General features: G+C 67.5%; 14 protein-coding genes and 2 pseudogenes. 4 read left to right on the top strand and 12 right to left on the bottom strand.

The genetic code is table 11. The features are described from left to right. Positions 1 to 324: 324 nt before the first annotated feature. Positions 325 to 495: pseudogene (locus ACSHXN_RS47910) on the top strand (IS630 family transposase); the annotation flags it as partial. Between the two features lie 21 nt (positions 496 to 516). On the opposite strand, the gene ACSHXN_RS47905 reads toward ACSHXN_RS47910, so the two are convergent. Beyond that, entirely contained in the window at positions 517 to 909 is a 393-nt protein-coding gene (locus tag ACSHXN_RS47905) for a winged helix-turn-helix transcriptional regulator (protein WP_355140607.1), read from the bottom strand. Between the two features lie 154 nt (positions 910 to 1,063). On the opposite strand from ACSHXN_RS47905, the gene ACSHXN_RS47900 reads away from it, so the two are divergent. Continuing rightward, positions 1,064 to 1,792 carry an alpha/beta fold hydrolase gene (locus ACSHXN_RS47900; RefSeq protein ID WP_355140608.1) on the top strand — a complete coding sequence of 243 codons (729 nt, stop codon included), beginning with the start codon at positions 1,064 to 1,066 and terminating at the stop codon, positions 1,790 to 1,792. A gap of 305 nt (positions 1,793 to 2,097) precedes the next feature. Here the strand turns inward: ACSHXN_RS47900 and ACSHXN_RS47895 are convergent, their stop codons facing one another. From ACSHXN_RS47895 to ACSHXN_RS47870, 6 genes and pseudogenes are all read right to left on the bottom strand, one after another. Further along, entirely contained in the window at positions 2,098 to 3,786 is a 1,689-nt protein-coding gene (locus ACSHXN_RS47895; RefSeq protein ID WP_438307151.1) for an ABC transporter family substrate-binding protein, read from the bottom strand. A gap of 78 nt (positions 3,787 to 3,864) precedes the next feature. Further along, a pseudogene (locus ACSHXN_RS47890) lies at positions 3,865 to 5,951 on the bottom strand (dipeptide ABC transporter ATP-binding protein). Further along, the gene (locus tag ACSHXN_RS47885; protein WP_438307167.1) at positions 5,948 to 6,868 is read right to left on the bottom strand and encodes an ABC transporter permease; all 921 of its coding nucleotides are present in this window, start codon (positions 6,866 to 6,868) and stop codon (positions 5,948 to 5,950) included. The pseudogene ACSHXN_RS47890 and the gene ACSHXN_RS47885 overlap by 4 nt, the downstream one beginning before the upstream one ends. Before the next feature lie 13 nt (positions 6,869 to 6,881). Further along, positions 6,882 to 7,865: an ABC transporter permease gene (locus ACSHXN_RS47880; RefSeq protein ID WP_438307150.1), complete on the bottom strand. Its 984-nt coding sequence runs from the start codon at positions 7,863 to 7,865 to the stop codon at positions 6,882 to 6,884. Positions 7,866 to 8,201: 336 nt separating this feature from the next. After that, on the bottom strand, positions 8,202 to 8,729 hold the full coding sequence (locus ACSHXN_RS47875; protein ID WP_438307149.1) for a DinB family protein: 528 nt from the start codon (positions 8,727 to 8,729) through the stop codon (positions 8,202 to 8,204). A gap of 152 nt (positions 8,730 to 8,881) precedes the next feature. Next, the gene (locus ACSHXN_RS47870) at positions 8,882 to 9,511 is read right to left on the bottom strand and encodes a hypothetical protein (protein WP_438307166.1); all 630 of its coding nucleotides are present in this window, start codon (positions 9,509 to 9,511) and stop codon (positions 8,882 to 8,884) included. An 806-nt stretch (positions 9,512 to 10,317) separates the two neighbouring features. Here ACSHXN_RS47870 and ACSHXN_RS47865 point away from each other — a divergent pair. Further along, complete coding sequence (locus tag ACSHXN_RS47865) at positions 10,318 to 10,581, top strand: hypothetical protein (RefSeq protein ID WP_438307148.1); 264 nt, start codon at positions 10,318 to 10,320, stop codon at positions 10,579 to 10,581. A 448-nt stretch (positions 10,582 to 11,029) separates the two neighbouring features. Further along, positions 11,030 to 11,629 (top strand): hemerythrin domain-containing protein, encoded by a 600-nt coding sequence (locus ACSHXN_RS47860; protein WP_438307147.1) that lies wholly within the window; start codon positions 11,030 to 11,032, stop codon positions 11,627 to 11,629. 1,367 nt (positions 11,630 to 12,996) lie between these two features. Here ACSHXN_RS47860 and ACSHXN_RS47855 read toward each other — a convergent pair. From ACSHXN_RS47855 to ACSHXN_RS47835, 5 genes are all read right to left on the bottom strand, one after another. Next, on the bottom strand, positions 12,997 to 13,215 hold the full coding sequence (locus ACSHXN_RS47855; RefSeq protein WP_438307146.1) for a DUF1707 SHOCT-like domain-containing protein: 219 nt from the start codon (positions 13,213 to 13,215) through the stop codon (positions 12,997 to 12,999). Beyond that, positions 13,212 to 13,340, bottom strand: a complete 129-nt coding sequence (locus tag ACSHXN_RS47850; RefSeq protein WP_438307145.1) for a hypothetical protein — start codon at positions 13,338 to 13,340, stop codon at positions 13,212 to 13,214. Before ACSHXN_RS47850 ends, ACSHXN_RS47855 begins: the two co-directional genes overlap by 4 nt. 337 nt (positions 13,341 to 13,677) lie before the next feature. Continuing rightward, positions 13,678 to 14,058, bottom strand: a complete 381-nt coding sequence (locus tag ACSHXN_RS47845; protein WP_438307144.1) for a hypothetical protein — start codon at positions 14,056 to 14,058, stop codon at positions 13,678 to 13,680. Then, a complete protein-coding gene (locus ACSHXN_RS47840) occupies positions 14,058 to 14,735 on the bottom strand; it encodes a hypothetical protein (protein WP_438307143.1) in 678 nt (225 codons plus the stop codon). The genes ACSHXN_RS47845 and ACSHXN_RS47840 overlap by 1 nt, the downstream gene beginning before the upstream one ends. Beyond that, on the bottom strand, positions 14,726 to 15,301 hold the full coding sequence (locus ACSHXN_RS47835; RefSeq protein WP_438307142.1) for an RNA polymerase sigma factor: 576 nt from the start codon (positions 15,299 to 15,301) through the stop codon (positions 14,726 to 14,728). The genes ACSHXN_RS47840 and ACSHXN_RS47835 overlap by 10 nt, the downstream gene beginning before the upstream one ends. Positions 15,302 to 15,424: the final 123 nt, after the last annotated feature.

Raw genomic sequence — 15,424 nt, 5'->3', positions numbered from 1 at the left:
ACCGTAACCCGGCAGGCCAGTGCGTCCGCCTTCCGCACTGCCAACCGCCCGGTTCCGGCGCCGCCCCTGTCCGGCCGCGGGTCACCCGAATCCGGCCAGGCGGGCAGTGAGGGTATTGGCTCTGCGATGCATCGGTCCGTCAGACCGCCGTCGGCAGCGATCTGCCGCCGCGCTCGGCTGAGACCAGTTGTGGGATGCCGCCGGTGCTGATCCATGACGACGCCCGCACTGTTTTCCGAACTCGGCACCCGGGAAAGGCCGCTGGTACAGGCTCTCCGCCTTGGGCCCCTTTCGGCTCAGCCGTTGCTGCCGTCCGAGTAATAACTCTACCGGCCCAAACGGCATGTCGATCACAAGCGGGGCGGCAGACGCAGTTTCACCTGGACCGACTGCCGCGACCTGCTCATCGCCGCCCACCAGCAGCTTGGCGCCCCGATCGTGCTCGTGTGGGACAACCTGAACGTCCACAAAGACCGCCGGCTGCGGGAGTTCATCGCGTAGGGGCCTAGGCGCAGGCTAGGTTGGCGAGGCGTCATTGCGGGCGTCGTATGTGCTGCGGGCAGCGTCGATGTGTGCCAGGTGCGTGATGCTCCATTCCAGCAGGGGTGCGGTGGCTTGGCGGAGGGTTTTGCCCATGGGGGTGAGTTCGTAGCTGACGTGCGGCGGCATGACGTTGCGGACGGTCCGTGTGAGGATTCCGTCGCGTTCCAGGCTGCGCAGGGTGACAGTGAGCATGCGCTGGCTGATTCCGTCGATGGCTCGTTTGAGTTCGGTGAAGCGGAGCGGTCCCTGGCTGAGATTGCGCACGACGAGCAGTGACCATTTGTCCCCGACGATGTCGAGCACTTCGCGGGTCCGGCACGGGTCCTGCTGCTGTGTCGACCGCGATTTGCTGCCGGCTGTGGTCATGGTTACCTCCAGAGAACCGGGGCACCGAAATGTGCCTTATTGCCGAGACGTGGCAGGTGTACCACGATGATTATGGTTCTCAAAGAGTACCGAGGCACGAATAGGAACTGTCACATTTTCGCGCCTCCGCACCCCGAAGAGGAAGACCTCAGTCATGTCAACGTTCCTGCTGGTCCACGGCGCTTGGCACAACGGCCAGTGCTGGGAGCGGGTGGTCCCGCTGCTGGAGTCGGCCGGACACCGCGTGTTCGCGCCGTCGCTGACCGGCTTCGGCGACAAAAAGCACCTGCTCAGCCCCGAAGTGGGGCTCGACACGCACGTCAAGGACATCGTCAAGCTGATCCACGAGGAGGACCTGACCGAGGTGGTCCTCGTGGGCCACAGCTACGCAGGACTGGTGATCTCGTCCGTGGCCAATGAGGTCCCGGAACGGATCGCACACCTGGGGTACCTGGATGCGATGGTCCCCGAACACGGCGAGACCGCCATCGACATCCAGCCCATGACGCAGAACCTGATTGACCTGGCCGCGAAGTCCGACAGCGCCTGGCGCGTTCCACCGCTGCCTGAAATGCCTGCGCCTTTCGGCCTGTTCGGGGTCACCGACCCGGCAGACGTCGCGTGGTTGCGCGCAATGCTCTCTGACCAGCCGGTGCGCTGCCTGCAGCAACCGGTCCGGCTGGACAACGCGGCGGTGGACACGATTCCGCGTACGCACATCCACTGCGTCGGCGTGCAGCCGGACGGCATCACCCGGCGGCCCGTCCCCGCAATACAGCCCAATGGTTCTCCGGCACGGGTGTGGGAACTGCCAACCGGGCACGACTGCATGATCACCATGCCAACGGAGCTGAGTGAACTGCTGCTCAAGCTCGGCCTCTAGCCCAAGGTGAAGCGCTCTGGAACCGGAGGAGAGCCTCCAAGGTCACGCACCCCCAAGTGCGGGCGGCGCCGCAGCGTCTGCGAAGGGCCTGCCACCGAGCCAGTGGGTCACGGTCTCCGTCGGCCGGAACCTCCAAGCCGACGGCGATGGGGGCGTCGGGCCAGGGAGTGAGAGGCCCCGCCGCCCCGCATCCGCGGACACGTTCCACTGGGACCGTAAGCGGTGTGGACGCGGGGGAACAGGACAAACATCGCTCCCGGCGCCGGGCTGAGCCTGTGCATCTTGGGCTCAGCCCGGAAGAGTGGTTACTTCTGCCAGCCGACGGTTTCCGGCAGGGGAGTGGCGAAGATGGTGGCGCCGACGTTGGCCAGGCCCTTCTTGACGGCGTAGATGGACGGGCCGCTGAACAGCGGCAGGAATGCGTACTGCGACAGTTCCTTGCGCTCGATGTCGTTTGCCTGGGCGGTCTGCTTGCCGGCGTCGGAGATCTGGGATGCGGCGTGTATCTCCTTGTCCAGGTCCGGGGTTCCGGTGCCGGTCAGGTTGGAGTCGCTGTCCGTGCCGTAGAACTGGTACAGGTAGCGGGCGCCGAAGGGGTCCGTGGAACGGTTGCCGGACAGGAAGAGGTCGAAGTCGCGGTCGCTGAGGATCTTGGAGAAGTCCGCCTCGTCGGCCTTCTTGATGTCGACCTGGATGCCTACCGGCTTCAGCATCGCAGCGAACGCGTTGGCCGTGGCCTTGTCCAGCGGGTCGTCGCCGAGCAAGGTGTAGCCCACGGTGAGCTTGGCCCCGTTCTTCTGCCGGATACCGTCGCTGCCGGCTTGCCAGCCGGCAGCGTCCAGGATCTTCTTCGCATCGTCGGGCGCATACTTGATCACCGACGAGACGTTGTCCGAGTAGCCCTTCTGGAAGCTGTAGAGCAGTGCCGAGCCGGGAAGCGGCTCGGAGTAGTCCAGGCCCTGGAACTGGATCTTGGCGATCTGGGCCCGGTCGATGCTTTCCAGCAGCGCCTTGCGCACCTGGACGTCCTTGAGTGCCGTGGACTTGGCGTTGACGTAGAGCGAGTACTCGAAGGGGCTGCCGCCACGGCGGATCTCGGTGCCGTTGACGCCGCTGATCTGCTTCAGGTCCTCGGCGCTACCCGTGGAGGCGTAGTCGACCTGGCCGTTCTTGAACGCGTTGATCGCGGCGGCCGAGTCCAGGTTGACGTAGATCCGCTTGTCGAGCTTGCCCTTCTTGCCCCACCACTTCGGGTTGCGGACGAAGGTGAGGTTGCCGCTCTTGGTGTCGAAGGTGCCCACGGTGTACGGGCCGGCGCCCCACTCGGGGTGGGCCTTCTTCACGTAGGCGTCGTTGAAGTGGGCGACGGTGGCGGCCTTGGGGTGCAGGAAGGTCGTGAAGAGGCTGGACCACCAGGGGTCGACGCCCTTGAAGTCGATGACGGCCTGCTCGTCGTCGGTGCCGCGCGTGACCGAGGTGATGTTGCGGTAGCCCTCGGTGTTGCTGGCGTTGTAGTCCTTGTTCGTGCCGTTGTTGGCCTGCCAGGTCGCCTTGACGGCCGTCCAGTCGATCGGGGTGCCGTCGTTGTAGGTGGCCTTGGGGTTGAGGGTGAGGACCACGCGCTGGTTGCCGCCGTTGACGGTGACCTTGACGTCGCTGAGGTAGTCCGGGTTGTACTGCACCTCACCGGTGGGGGAGTAGGTGATGACGTCGGGGTTGTACCAGAACCACACGCGGGTGGCGGTGAGGGTGGCGTTGGCGTTGAACGGGTTGCCCTGGTCGTCGAAGGTTCCGGGGGTGGTGTAGGTGCCGCCGCTCTTGACGTTGTTGTACGGCTGGGGGTTGTAGTCGACCTTTGCCGAGGCCACAGCGGGCGTCGCATCCGTGCCGTGCTTCCCGGCGTCCGGCGCGCTGGATCCGGAAGAGCTGCAGGCGGTGACAGTGAGGGCGAGGGCCGCGGTGAGCGCGGCAGCAGAAGCGACGGTCGATCGCATGGGGAAGCGGATCCGTTTCTTCGGGGGGTGGCCGACGCCGCACGGCGCGGCGTCGGTGCGGGGGAAAAGGAGCTTCGATCAGCGGGCGTGGCAGGCGTGGCGGTGGCCGGAGCCGGGCCCTGCTGAGCCCAGCAGCGGGCGTTCAGTGCGACAGCGCTGTCGCAGCCCGTCGTCGAGCAGCCGGTACAGCGGACAGCGGTCGACGAAGACGCAGCCTGATGGCAGGCGCGACGCACTGGGCTGCTCGCCCTCCAGCACGATGTGCTCCCGGGAGCGCTCGAGCTGCGGGTCGGGAACCGGGATTGCCGAGAGCAGGGCTTCGGTGTACGGGTGCCGGGGGTTGGTGAAGAGGTCTTCGGTGTCGCCGGTTTCGATGATGTGCCCGAGGTACATGACCGCGATGCGGTCGGACACGTGCCGCATCACGGCGAGGTCGTGCGCGACGATCAGATACGCCAGGCCCAGTTCGCGTTGGAGCTTGGTGAGCAGGTTGACGATGCTGGCCTGCACGGACACATCCAGTGCACGGGTTCGTCCAGGACCACGATCCGCGGCTCGGTTGCCAGCGCGCGGGCGATACCTACCCGCTGACGCTGACCGCCGGAGAGGGCCGCGGGGAAGCGGTCCGTCACCGATGCGTCCAGTTGGACCAGGTGGAGGAGTTCGCTCACCCGGGCTCGGATCGTCTCCCGGTCTGCGCCCACGGCCTGCAGCGGCTCGGCGAGCAGTTGGAAGACCGAAAGCCGCGGGTCGAGGGAGCCCGTGGGGTCCTGCATGACGATCTGCACGGCGCGGCGCAGCTCTCGCGCCCGCTCGGGGGAGCCCTGAGTGGCGACGTCCGTGCCCGCGATCTCGATCCGACCGCCCTCGGGCTGCCGGAGCCGCATGATCTCCAGCAGTGTGGTGGTCTTTCCGCTGCCGGACTCGCCTACCAGGCCGAGGGTCTGGCCGGCCCGCAGTTCGAAGCCGACGTCGCTGACGGCGTGCAGCGTGCCGACACGGCGCTTGAGGAGAGCGCCTTTGGTGATGGGAAATGTCTTGGCCAGGCCGGCGACCCGCAGCACCACCTCGCCGCCGGATCCGGCGCCGCCGTGCTCTTCGGAGTCCGCTACGGCCGGGAACAGCGAGTCTGCCGCCAGATGGCCGTCGGCTATGTCGCCGGCGCGCAGGCAGGCGACCTGCCCGTACCCGGGGACCGCGGCCAGTGCCGGCTCCTGCGTGCGGCATGCGTCGACCGCTGCCGGGCAGCGGTCCGCGAACGAGCACCCTGGCGGAAGCTCGACCAGTGACGGCGGTTCACCTGTGATAGGCACCAGCGGCCGATCCGCCCGCGCCTGGGGCCGTGGCACCGCGCCCAGCAGCCCGATCGTGTAAGGCATCGTCGGACGCCCGAACAGCTCCTTGGCGCCCGCCCGCTCCACGATCCGCCCGGCGTACATCACGGCGACCTCGTCGGCGTACCCGGCGACCACCCCCAGATCGTGGGTGATCAGGACCATGCCTGCACCGGTCTCGGCCTGCGCGGTCCGCAGCACGCCGAGAATCTGAGCCTGCACGGTCACATCGAGGGCGGTGGTGGGCTCATCGGCGACGATGACCGACGGCGAGTTCGCCATCGCCAGTGCGATCACAACGCGCTGGCGCATGCCACCGGAGAACTCGTGCGGGAACGATCGGGCGCTGCGCTGTGGGTCGGGGATCCCGACCAGGTCCAGCAGTTCCACTGCACGGTTCCATGCGACCTGCTTCGTCAGGGACTGGTGCACGCGCAGCGCGTCGGACAGCTGCCTGCCGACCGAGAAGATGGGGGTCAGCGCGGACAGCGGGTCCTGGAAGACCATGCCGATGCCCTTGCCGCGCACCGCGGACAGTTGCCGGTCGTTCAGTCCGACCAAGTCGCGGCCGCCCAGCAGCACCCTGCCCGACACGTGGGCGGTCTCCGGGAGCAGCCCCATGATGCCCATGGCCGACGCGGACTTGCCCGACCCCGATTCGCCGACGATGCCGAGCGTCTGACCGGGCAGGACGTCGAAGCTCACTTGGCGTACAGCCTGGACTGGGCCGGCTTCGGAGGGGAAGGAGATGCTCAGGTCCCGCACGGACAGCACCGGCGCCGGTGCCGCCGATTCTGCCGCCGGGTGCATCCCCGCGGTAGTCAACGTCATCGTCGGCCCCCCAACGCCGCGGTGGTCGACGTCGGGTCGAACGCGTCGCGCAGTCCGTCCCCGACCAGCGTCATCGACACCGTCAACAGCACCACCAGGGCGGCCGGGTAGCCGAACAGCCACGGCGCGCTGGTGATGGTGCCGGAGCCGTCGGCGAGCATCGTGCCCAGCGACACGTCTGGTGTCTGCACCCCGAAACCAAGGAAGGACAAAGCGGTTTCACTGAGCACGGTGGCGACGACTCCAAGGGTCAGGTTGACGATGAGCAGGGAGCCAAGGTTGGGAATGATGTGCCGCATGACGATCCGCCACGGCCTCACCCCCATGAACTCGGCGGCCAGCACGTAGTCCCGCTCACGCAGGGAGGTGGACAGGGACCAGACCACTCGCGCGGTCGACATCCACCCGAACACGGTCAGCACCAGGATGAGCACGCGCCAGTCCCCGGCGAGGTGGTGAGAGATGAGGGCGAGGATCAAAAACGACGGCACGACGAGCAGGAAGTGGATGACCATCAAGGTCAGCTTCTCGACCCGTCCGCCGAAATATGCCGCACCCGCACCGATGACGGCGGCGAGCACGATCGTCAGCACCGACACGCTGACCGCGATCACCAAAGAGCGCTGAAGGCCGTGCACGGCCTCGGCGTAGACATCGTTGCCACCCTGGTTGGTGCCGAAGTAGTGCGTCGCACTCGGGGGTTGGGTGAGTGCCGCGAAGTCCGCATCGGTGTAGGCGAAGCGCGTGAACAAGCCGCCGAACACGCTGAAGAGCACCAGCAGCACGAAAAGCGCCACTCCCAGCAGGGCTCCGCGGTTACGGGCGAACCGCCGCAAGTACAGTCGGCCGCTGCCGAGCCGGGGGGTCAGAACACGGTTGGCCGCGCCGGGATCGAGCGGCTCGGGCAATGGGGGCACCGTGGTCGCCACGTCAGCTCACCCGCACCTGGGGGTCGAGGAGGACGACCGCGACATCGGCCAGGACCGCCCCGATGGCCGTCATGGCCGCCCCGAACGCTGCCACGGCCACGGCGCCATGCACGTCGTTCTTGGCGATGGTCTGGACGAAGTACTGGCCCATCCCGTTCCAACCGAAGACGGTCTCGGTGATCACCGCGCCGGTGAAGATAGCCGGGATGCTGAATGCCACCGACGTCGCCGTCGGAATCAGCGAGGCACGCAGCGCATGCCGGCGGATCGCCTGGGCGCGTGTCAGCCCGGTGGCACGGGCGGTGCGCACGAAGTCCGAATTGATACTGTCCAGCAGCAGCGAACGCTGTGTCAGGTGGTAACCGACGTAGCCCAGCAGGGTCAGGCTCAGCGTCGGCAAGATCAGGTGCTGGAACCGGTCGGCGACCGTCGGCCACAGCCCGCTGACGGTCGGCGACGCCTCCCCGGCGACATACAGGAAACGCCACCCGAGGTGCTGGTTCAGCCAGATTCCGGCGAAGACAACCGCCAGCGCAGCGACGGCCGCCGGGACATTGAACAGGAACACAGAGACGAGCTGAGTGATCCGGTCCCACCAGCCGTACTGCCGGGATGCGGTGAACACGCTGAGCGCCACACCCGCCACCACGGACAGCAGCGTGGCCGCGGTGACCAACTGGCCGCTGACCAGGACCCGGAAGCCGATTTCCGAATTGACCGACGCCCCGACCGGGGACTTCCCCCAGTCGAAGTGCAGGACCACATCGCTGAACCAGTGCCACCACCGGTCCGCCAGCGGAACCCGCGGATCCAGGTTGTACGGCGTCAGGGCGTGGTCGATCTGCTGCTCTGTGCGGACCGGCCGCAGACCCCGATAGTTCGACCTCGGATCGAGGAACCACGCCGCCAGCACATACGTCACGTTCGTGGCGACGACGATCAACGCCAGCCACCCTGCAGCCTTGCGTATCACATGGCGAACCATGGGGCCGCCTTCGTGCAGGAGCGGTATGCGGCAGCGGTGGCCGCACACAGGACCGGCGGGGATGTGCCGGGTCTGGGCATGGTCGTGGTGCTTTCTGACAGGCAGGAACGCGCGCTCGGTTGAGGCGGCGGCGGACTTGTGTACCAAGGCCCCTGTCTCGGTATCGGAGGATCAAGGGCCAGGAGAGATTCTTCGGCCGTGATCGCGTTCTGCGCCAGCCTTCCCCAAGGCCTGCCACATGATCGCAATGCCGGTTTCACAAATGCCGGGCCCGGCGGAGCACGGCGGGCGCATTCGTCCGTTGAGTGGCCCTTTTTCCGGTCGCGTGATCTCGCCTTATGCTCCGGTGACTCCGTCGATGCGCTCCCGGATGAGATCGGCATGACCGTTGTGACGTGCGTATTCCTCGATCATGTGCACCATGATCCAGCGCAGGGAGACGCCCTGGTCGCCTACATGATGAGCTTCTTGCTCGGGCAACGAGCCGGAATCGTCCAGCAGCGCGTCGGCGACGAGCTCGCGGCCGTGAGCAATCTCTGCCTGCCAGGCCGCCGTGGCCTCGGCGAGTCCTCGGTCCGGCTGCACGGAGAACCCGTCGCCGTTGCCTTCCCCGAAGACCGGGGGCACTTGGAGGCCTGCGAACACGCGCTGGAACCAGTTGCGCTCCACCTCGGCCATGTGCTGGACAAGGCCCAACAGCGTCATCGACGACGGCGCGGCTGAAGCCAGCCGTAACTGACTGTCCGTGAGGCCTGAACATTTGAGGGTGAGAGTGGCACGGTGGAAGTCGAGCCACGCTTCCAACATGGCGCGCTCGTCGGCATGCGCGGGCGGGATGGGTCGTCCATCCGGTGTTGTAGGCATGGCGCACACCCTGGCAGGAGCGGTCGGGGCCTACGACCGGCTTCGCCAGCGACGAACAGGGGTATGCGGCGAGCCACCCCGGCAGCTCACTCATCGTTTCCATACGAACGGGTGAGGGGCTTGATGCCGGGACCTGCCGATCCGCCGAGTGGTCACCGACCGGCGGACCACCGTCCCACCGTGGTCTGCGCATCGGCTGCCGCGAGCACGGTGTCAGCCAGTTCTGCAGCGGACTGTCCGCCACTCGCGTCGATGCGATCCAGGCCCAGCCTGGCGATGGCATCGATCATGAGTATCTGGTAGCGCTCAGTGCGGGCCAGGAACTTGTCCATCAGGTGCTGTTCCTCGTTTGTGGCTGCTTCATAGCGGCCCGCTGCATGAACGCGGGCGCGTACCTGGGCGTCGTCGGTGGTGAGCCACACGGCGGCCGTGCGCGAGACCTGCAGCCGCGCGACGCGGACGGGCCAGAGCGCCGACCCCTCCAAGACCAGGCCCGTCCTGCCACTGCCCTCGGCTGCATGGGCCGTGATCAGCTCTTCGATGCGGGGCCACAGCCGCTCGTAGTGGCCGAGAACAGACGTGATCAGTTCGCCGACCGTGAGTGATCCGTAGTGCTCGGCGACGTGCGCCGGCACCTCCCGCTCCGGGGTTCTCCAGGGTCGCCCAGGGTGCCGGGCCAGCCCGTCAGTGCTCAGGCACTCGAACCCGAGCTTCTCCGCCACCACTTGGGCAACAGTCGACTTTCCGACGTTCGACGTCCCGCCGATCAATACCACCCGCACATCACGCACGCCGACGACCCTACTGATCCTTCCACGTCCTCGCCGATGCAGTGGGCCGGGCACAGGCGGCCGGTCTGGGCCGGAGGTGCGTGATGGTAGGGGGTGAGGGCCTTGAGTCCGGGTCGGTGTCGCAATCTGCGGCTGTCCAGAAGACGACGAGGCGGGGGCGCGGGTTCAGGCCGCCGTCCCCGTTTGGCTGGCCCTGAGTGGCTGCCGTCGTGCTGCCGATCAAGGCTGGTCGTGGCGCCGCGACCTGGTGTTCCCTCACGCTCAGGTTGCCGGAAGTCCACGCAGGGCCCGCCTCTCATCCGTTGTTGCCACGCGATCGGGTGGGAGGCGCGCTCACCTGATCGAGATGCGGCGGAACGCAAGCCGCGCAATCCTGATGGGTGACTGGGGTGCGCGGACCCCCCCTTCACGGACCCGCGCCGACAGCGACATGTTGCGCCCCCTGCATAGCCCTCGGGCTCTGCAGGGGGCTTCGCCATGTGCGCGGTGGCCTGTCCTCCCGCGTGCCGGCATCGAGTTGCCGGCCGAGGTGTTGGCCGACGACCTGATCGAGTCGTTGCCGCAGACGTGTTTTGGGGGCGCACCGACGGGCCACAACCTCGCGGCCAACGAGCCGGACGTGCAGACGCCCGTCTCGCGCAGCGTGACGGCCGCCCATCAAATGGATGGGGAGATCCACACCCCTGAACCGCGGATATGCCGACCTCTTATAGCCTTTTTAGGCTCTTTTGATGGTTCCTTCTCGCTGATGGCTGACCGATCGGTGAAGCCTTCGTTGCTTCCGGCAGGAGGTCACCATGGTTCACTGGGTCTGCACGTTCTCGGGGTGCTCCGATACAGGGGGCCACCAGCAGATCACGAACGAGTTGGAACCCGGCGAGGTCATGGTGCTCGAACGTGCGGGCAGCCCGGGCATCGTGGACGGGTTCGTGCGAGACAGCGTCGACGACGTGATGATGGTGACCCACTACCGGTGGGTGGCCAGCGGGCACCCCTCGGCGGTCATGCCGCAGGTCATGCGAGCCCTTGGACTTTCGCTCCCTGAGGAGCGAGGTTTTTGACGTGCTGCAGGCAGTTCCGGTACGGGGCGAGCCTCAACATACGTCGGCGGAACAGGCACTGCTTCGTAGGGCGGCCCGGACTACCGCGCGGGGCGTCCTGTCGTGTGTTCCAGGCGCCGCGGTGGTCGACCGTGTCGCGGGGTGTGTAGTCGCCTCAACCAGTTCCCGCTCGTCACCCCATTCCTGAGCGGACCACGCGTGGATGAGCCGCGCTCCCGGCACCTGCCAACATGCACGGCAGCGGCGACACGGTTAGCGACAGGGCCTGCCCGGCCAGTGGTTCGCTTGAAGGCATCGCTGATTTTGCGGGCTGCAGCACTCGGCGGTGGCTGTCCTTGCCTGAACGGGTCGGCTTCCACTGCGTAGGCACCGCACCGGGCCGGAAGGTCGCGTTTGCAGCGACGGTCCAGGGTGACCCGGGCAGCGGTGTCTAGGAAAGGGAACGATCATGACCGCGCGGTATCCCGGGATGGACGACGATCCCCGGCATGGCAGGGCGCCGCAGCTGGCTGACGATGACGTGTTGAGCATTCTTCTTCAACAGCATGTCCGCATCAGGGCGCTCTTCGGTGTGGTGAAAGGCGCCGAAGGTGACCGCCGCAAGGACGCCTTCGACGAACTGAGGGGTTTGCTGGCGGTTCACGAGACGGCCGAGGAGATGATTGTCCGGCCGGCGGCCAAGAAGACCGCCGGCGAAGAGGAGGCCGAGGCGCGCAACGCTGAGGAGAAGGACGCCAACAAGGTGCTGGTCCAGCTGGAGAAGATGGATCTTTCCAGCTCCGAATTCGAGACACAGTTCGCCCAGTTCGAGCAGGACGTCCTTGCGCACGCAGACCATGAGGAAATGGAGGAGTTCACGGCTCTGGCAGTCGGATGCACCCCCGAGCAGCGGCGGGCCATGGGCCGCCGTTTGGTGAGTGCCGAGCGGATCGCTCCGACTCACCCTCACCCCACTGCGGCCGGCTCGCCGCCCATGCAATGGACGCTGGGTCCCTTCGCCTCCTTGCTGGATCGAGCCCGTGACGCTTTCGCCGCGGCGGGCAAGTGAGGTACAGCGATCCGTGACACCCGTGTGAGTCCGCAACGGACCCGACGCGGCCGCAGCGGCATCGCTCAATAGCCGGATGGCCGCAGCCGATTGCGGGGGCGGATTCCGTGTCATGGCACGCACGCCAAGCCCTGGGCCAGAAGTGCCACTGCTGTTCCCGGGCCCGTGCGACAGGTCCGGGAACAGTCCACTCGGTGCAATGGCTGAACACCGCATTCCGCTCTGTGCGGGACGCGGCAGCATCAGTAGCAGCGCACGTTCGAAGACGTGGACGGGGTGCTAATGGCCGCCATTTCCGGTCCAAACGGGTGAGGCGGTGTGCGGCTTCAGCCCACCGCGGACAGCGGGGCTGTGCCGCCCGTTTGAGATGCGCCGGAAGGCTGACGGCGTCACGATAGAGCCAGCCGAAGCTGCCCCAGGGGGCCCGGATTCCAGGCTGCCGGTTGCGGGCTCAATGACCCGCGCCGACAGACAAGTACACGTTGCGCTGAGGAGCCTGCCGCAGGTCGCCGGTGTCCATGTTGTTCTGCCTGCCGGCTACGGCCCTCGCTGCCCGCGCACCGGCTCACGCCCTCCGTACGACTTCGGGGTGCGGAGGGCGTGAGCATCCGCATCTGCCCTGCCCGAGGGGCGAACGCCGAACCTGTCTTCCCACTGGACCATCCCGCGAATCGCCGGTAGGGCACGGCATCCGCAACGTGCTCGCCCCTCCTGTTACGGTCGCCACGCGGACCGGGTGCTCCACCCCCCCCGGGTGCCCGGCCCGCGCATCCATTTTGTGACGTCCCCGGCTGAGACGGGAGGCGAAGGCGTCGCGTGATGCTTGCAAAGCAAGCCATAGCATCGCTTGGTGGTGCTGCGGTGGAATGCGGATGGTCGAGCAGCCACCGGCATGTGTGGAGTCTCTGCCACTGCAGTGGCAGAGACTCCACATGCCGGTGACGGGCCATCCACTGAGGCCTGGATCGATGAGTCAGCTGTCCTTCTGGCAGAAGGCCTTGCGGGCTACGGCATTCGAACGAGCGCCTCTGACTCCTGATTGAGCGAAGCGCCCGAGCATGGCTCAGCCTGAGGACGCGGGCCTGCGCAGCTGCCACTGCCCGAACGTCCGACACGGGGGCCGCACTACCACCTTGCCGTGGGTTTTCTGGCCGGCCAGCTCCACGCGCAGCGTGGTCGGTGTGTCCGTGGGTGTCTGCGTGCGGCGGTGTCTGAGCTTGCAGGGGCCAGGGTCAGGCCGTCGACATCGATCTCGACGCCCGGCCTTGTGATCAGCGTCAGGCTCTTCCCCGCCATGGCCACGTCGATCCGCAGGGTGTCCTGTGTGATCACGGCCCCGGTGAAGTCCAGCGTCACGTCGCACCAGGTCACCGCGAGTTCCAGCCGCCGCGGCAGCACCCACCGGCCCGTCCGCTCGACCGCGCGCTGAACACCTGCTCGATCCGGACGACGTCCTTGACCTCTGCCGCGGTACCGTTCGCGGCGGTGGTCACGGCCGGCAGGTCGGCGGTGAGCACGGCCAGTTCGCTCAGAGTCCGCGCCGACAGGGCAGCTTCCAGGCGCTCGTCCAACTCGTCTGCGGTCAAAGGGTCGTCCCCGCCGCGATACGCAGTACATCGACCACCCGGTCCCGGTCCGCATGGGAGGCCCGCAGTTGGGGCGACGAGCCGGGGCTGGAGTACTTCCCAGTGGGCGATATCTCTCCCGACATGCTTCCGTCCTGGTCCGGTGGAACGTCTCCGCGCGACGCAGGCAGCGGCGCGCTGTATCGCGACATGGATCCCGGCCGGGCTCCATCACGGAGAGGTGATGGGTGAGCGCCGATTCACGGAATGCGGCATTCGCCATGCCGAGGCCCGCTCGGGACAACAACCGCATCTTTGGGGCCAGTTCACACGGTTCCCGGGGCCGCTGGCGTCGCGTCCGGAGTGTGCAGGACTTTCATCAAACGGAGCCGCCGCAGACCAGAACCTGGGTGCTGGCGAACAACGTCGGGGACAGTGACGGCGCGCATCGGCGTCTGGCCCCGGGACGTCGCGTTGGGGCGCTCATGCTGTGTGGTCCCGTGCGGCGATGCGGGTGACCGTGACGGTGACGGTGACGGTGACCGCTACTGGGGCGCCGTGGGCGGCGAGGTAGGACAGGACAGTGGCCCGTACCTGGTTGTGGACGTTCCGGGCTGCGTCTACCGCTCTGTGGCCTTCGACCAGGACGCAGCGCACCTCGATGTGCCATCCCGAGCCGTCAGGGAGCGGGTCGGTGCGCACGCCTGCTTCTGGCGGCATGTGTCCCGCTGTCTCCGGGCGGGTGGGCAAGGCGGCTGCTGCCAAGCGGCGGGCCAGGCGGGGCTGCAGGCCGGCCACCCCGGGAACCGCGAGGGCCGCCTCGGCTGCGACGGTAGGGGGAGGGGACGTAGCGGTGGCGGCCATCACGCTTCACCTTCTGGGGCTTCTGCGGAGCCTGTTGCCGGGGGAGGGAAGGGCTCGAGTGTGTCGACCACAATGATGTCGACGGTGGTCACGGCCAGTCCCAGGGCTTGTTCGGCGGCATGGATGATCGATCGACGGACCTGATTGACCGTGTCGGGCAGTGGGCGCTCGAGGGCGGCGGCCAGGGTCATGGTCACCTGCACGCCGGTTCCCTCCCCTTCGGGTGCGAGCCGGCAGGTTGCGGCCCTGGCGCCCGGTACCGCGTCTGCGGCCCGCCGCAGGACTTTCGCCGCGGCGCTCTCGGCGATCCGCAGGTCCAGGGCCGTGTCGGCGAGGGGCAGGAGCCGTCCGAGCCGGACCTCGGCCCGGACGATGTCCATGACACGGCGGGCGAGCGCCTGCAGGCCGGGAGGGTCCTTGGCGCGCAGCGCCCGCGTGGCCGCGTTCAACGTGGCCAGCCCCTCGACGGCCTCGCGGCAGTGGGGGCATGAGGCGGCGTGCGGGTCGGTGGTCGGTGTCGCGTCCTGTGCCTGTTCCCAAGCCTTGCTGAGCAGGCGGCCGCAGGGCAGTGCCTGGTCGCCTGCGAACGGGGCTGCGTCGCGGGTGGCGGGGTCGTCGTGAGGCCCGTCGTTTGCTGGTGGTTCGGAAGGCTGTGCGTGCGGATCGTCTAGCGCCATGGGGCCATCGCCTCCTTCAGCAGCCGACGTGCCCTGAACAGTCTGCCCCGCACCGTCTGCTCGCTGGTCTGCGTCACCTGGGCGATCTCCCTGTAGGACAGGCCTTGCAGTTCCCGCAGGATCCAGCAGACACGCAGTCCGGCATCCATCTCACCGAGCGCGCACATCAAGGCGGCCGCTTCTGCGTCGTCCTCCGCGGCTCGAGCGGGCGAGCTCGCCTCGTCGCCCGCCGCGGGTTCGGCGACGGTGTCCAGAGGGAGGGGCGGCGTCCGGCGGTGCAGCATGGTCAGGCAGCGATTGACGGTGATGCGGTATATCCAGGTGCGGAACTCCGCTGTGTGGCGGTATTCCGGCAGGCAACGCCAGGCGCTGACGAAGGCGTCCTGAACAGCCTCCTCGGCGTCCTGGGAGTTGCCGAGCATGTAACAGGCGAGGCCGAGCAGGCCACGGCTGTGGCGCCGGACGAGAACAGCGAATGCGTCGTCGTCTCCCTCGGCAGCCCGCACGGCCAGCAGCCCGTCCGGCAGGTCGTTTTCCAGTTGCGGGAACCCGGTCCGTTCCATCATGCGGCTCCTGTGCGCCGGTCCCACGACGGTCAGGTACCCGATCCGATGAATGTGATGTGCGTCACATCGAATGGGTGTGAGGAGTACGCCTTGCGAGGTGTCCAACCTTGTGACGGGCATCAC

The organism is Streptomyces sp. HUAS TT11 (assembly GCF_051553595.1).
Taxonomy (GTDB): Bacteria; Actinomycetota; Actinomycetes; order Streptomycetales; family Streptomycetaceae; genus Streptomyces.
The sequence above is the reverse complement of the archived record's forward strand: the minus strand, read 5'-3'. Positions and strand labels throughout refer to the sequence as shown.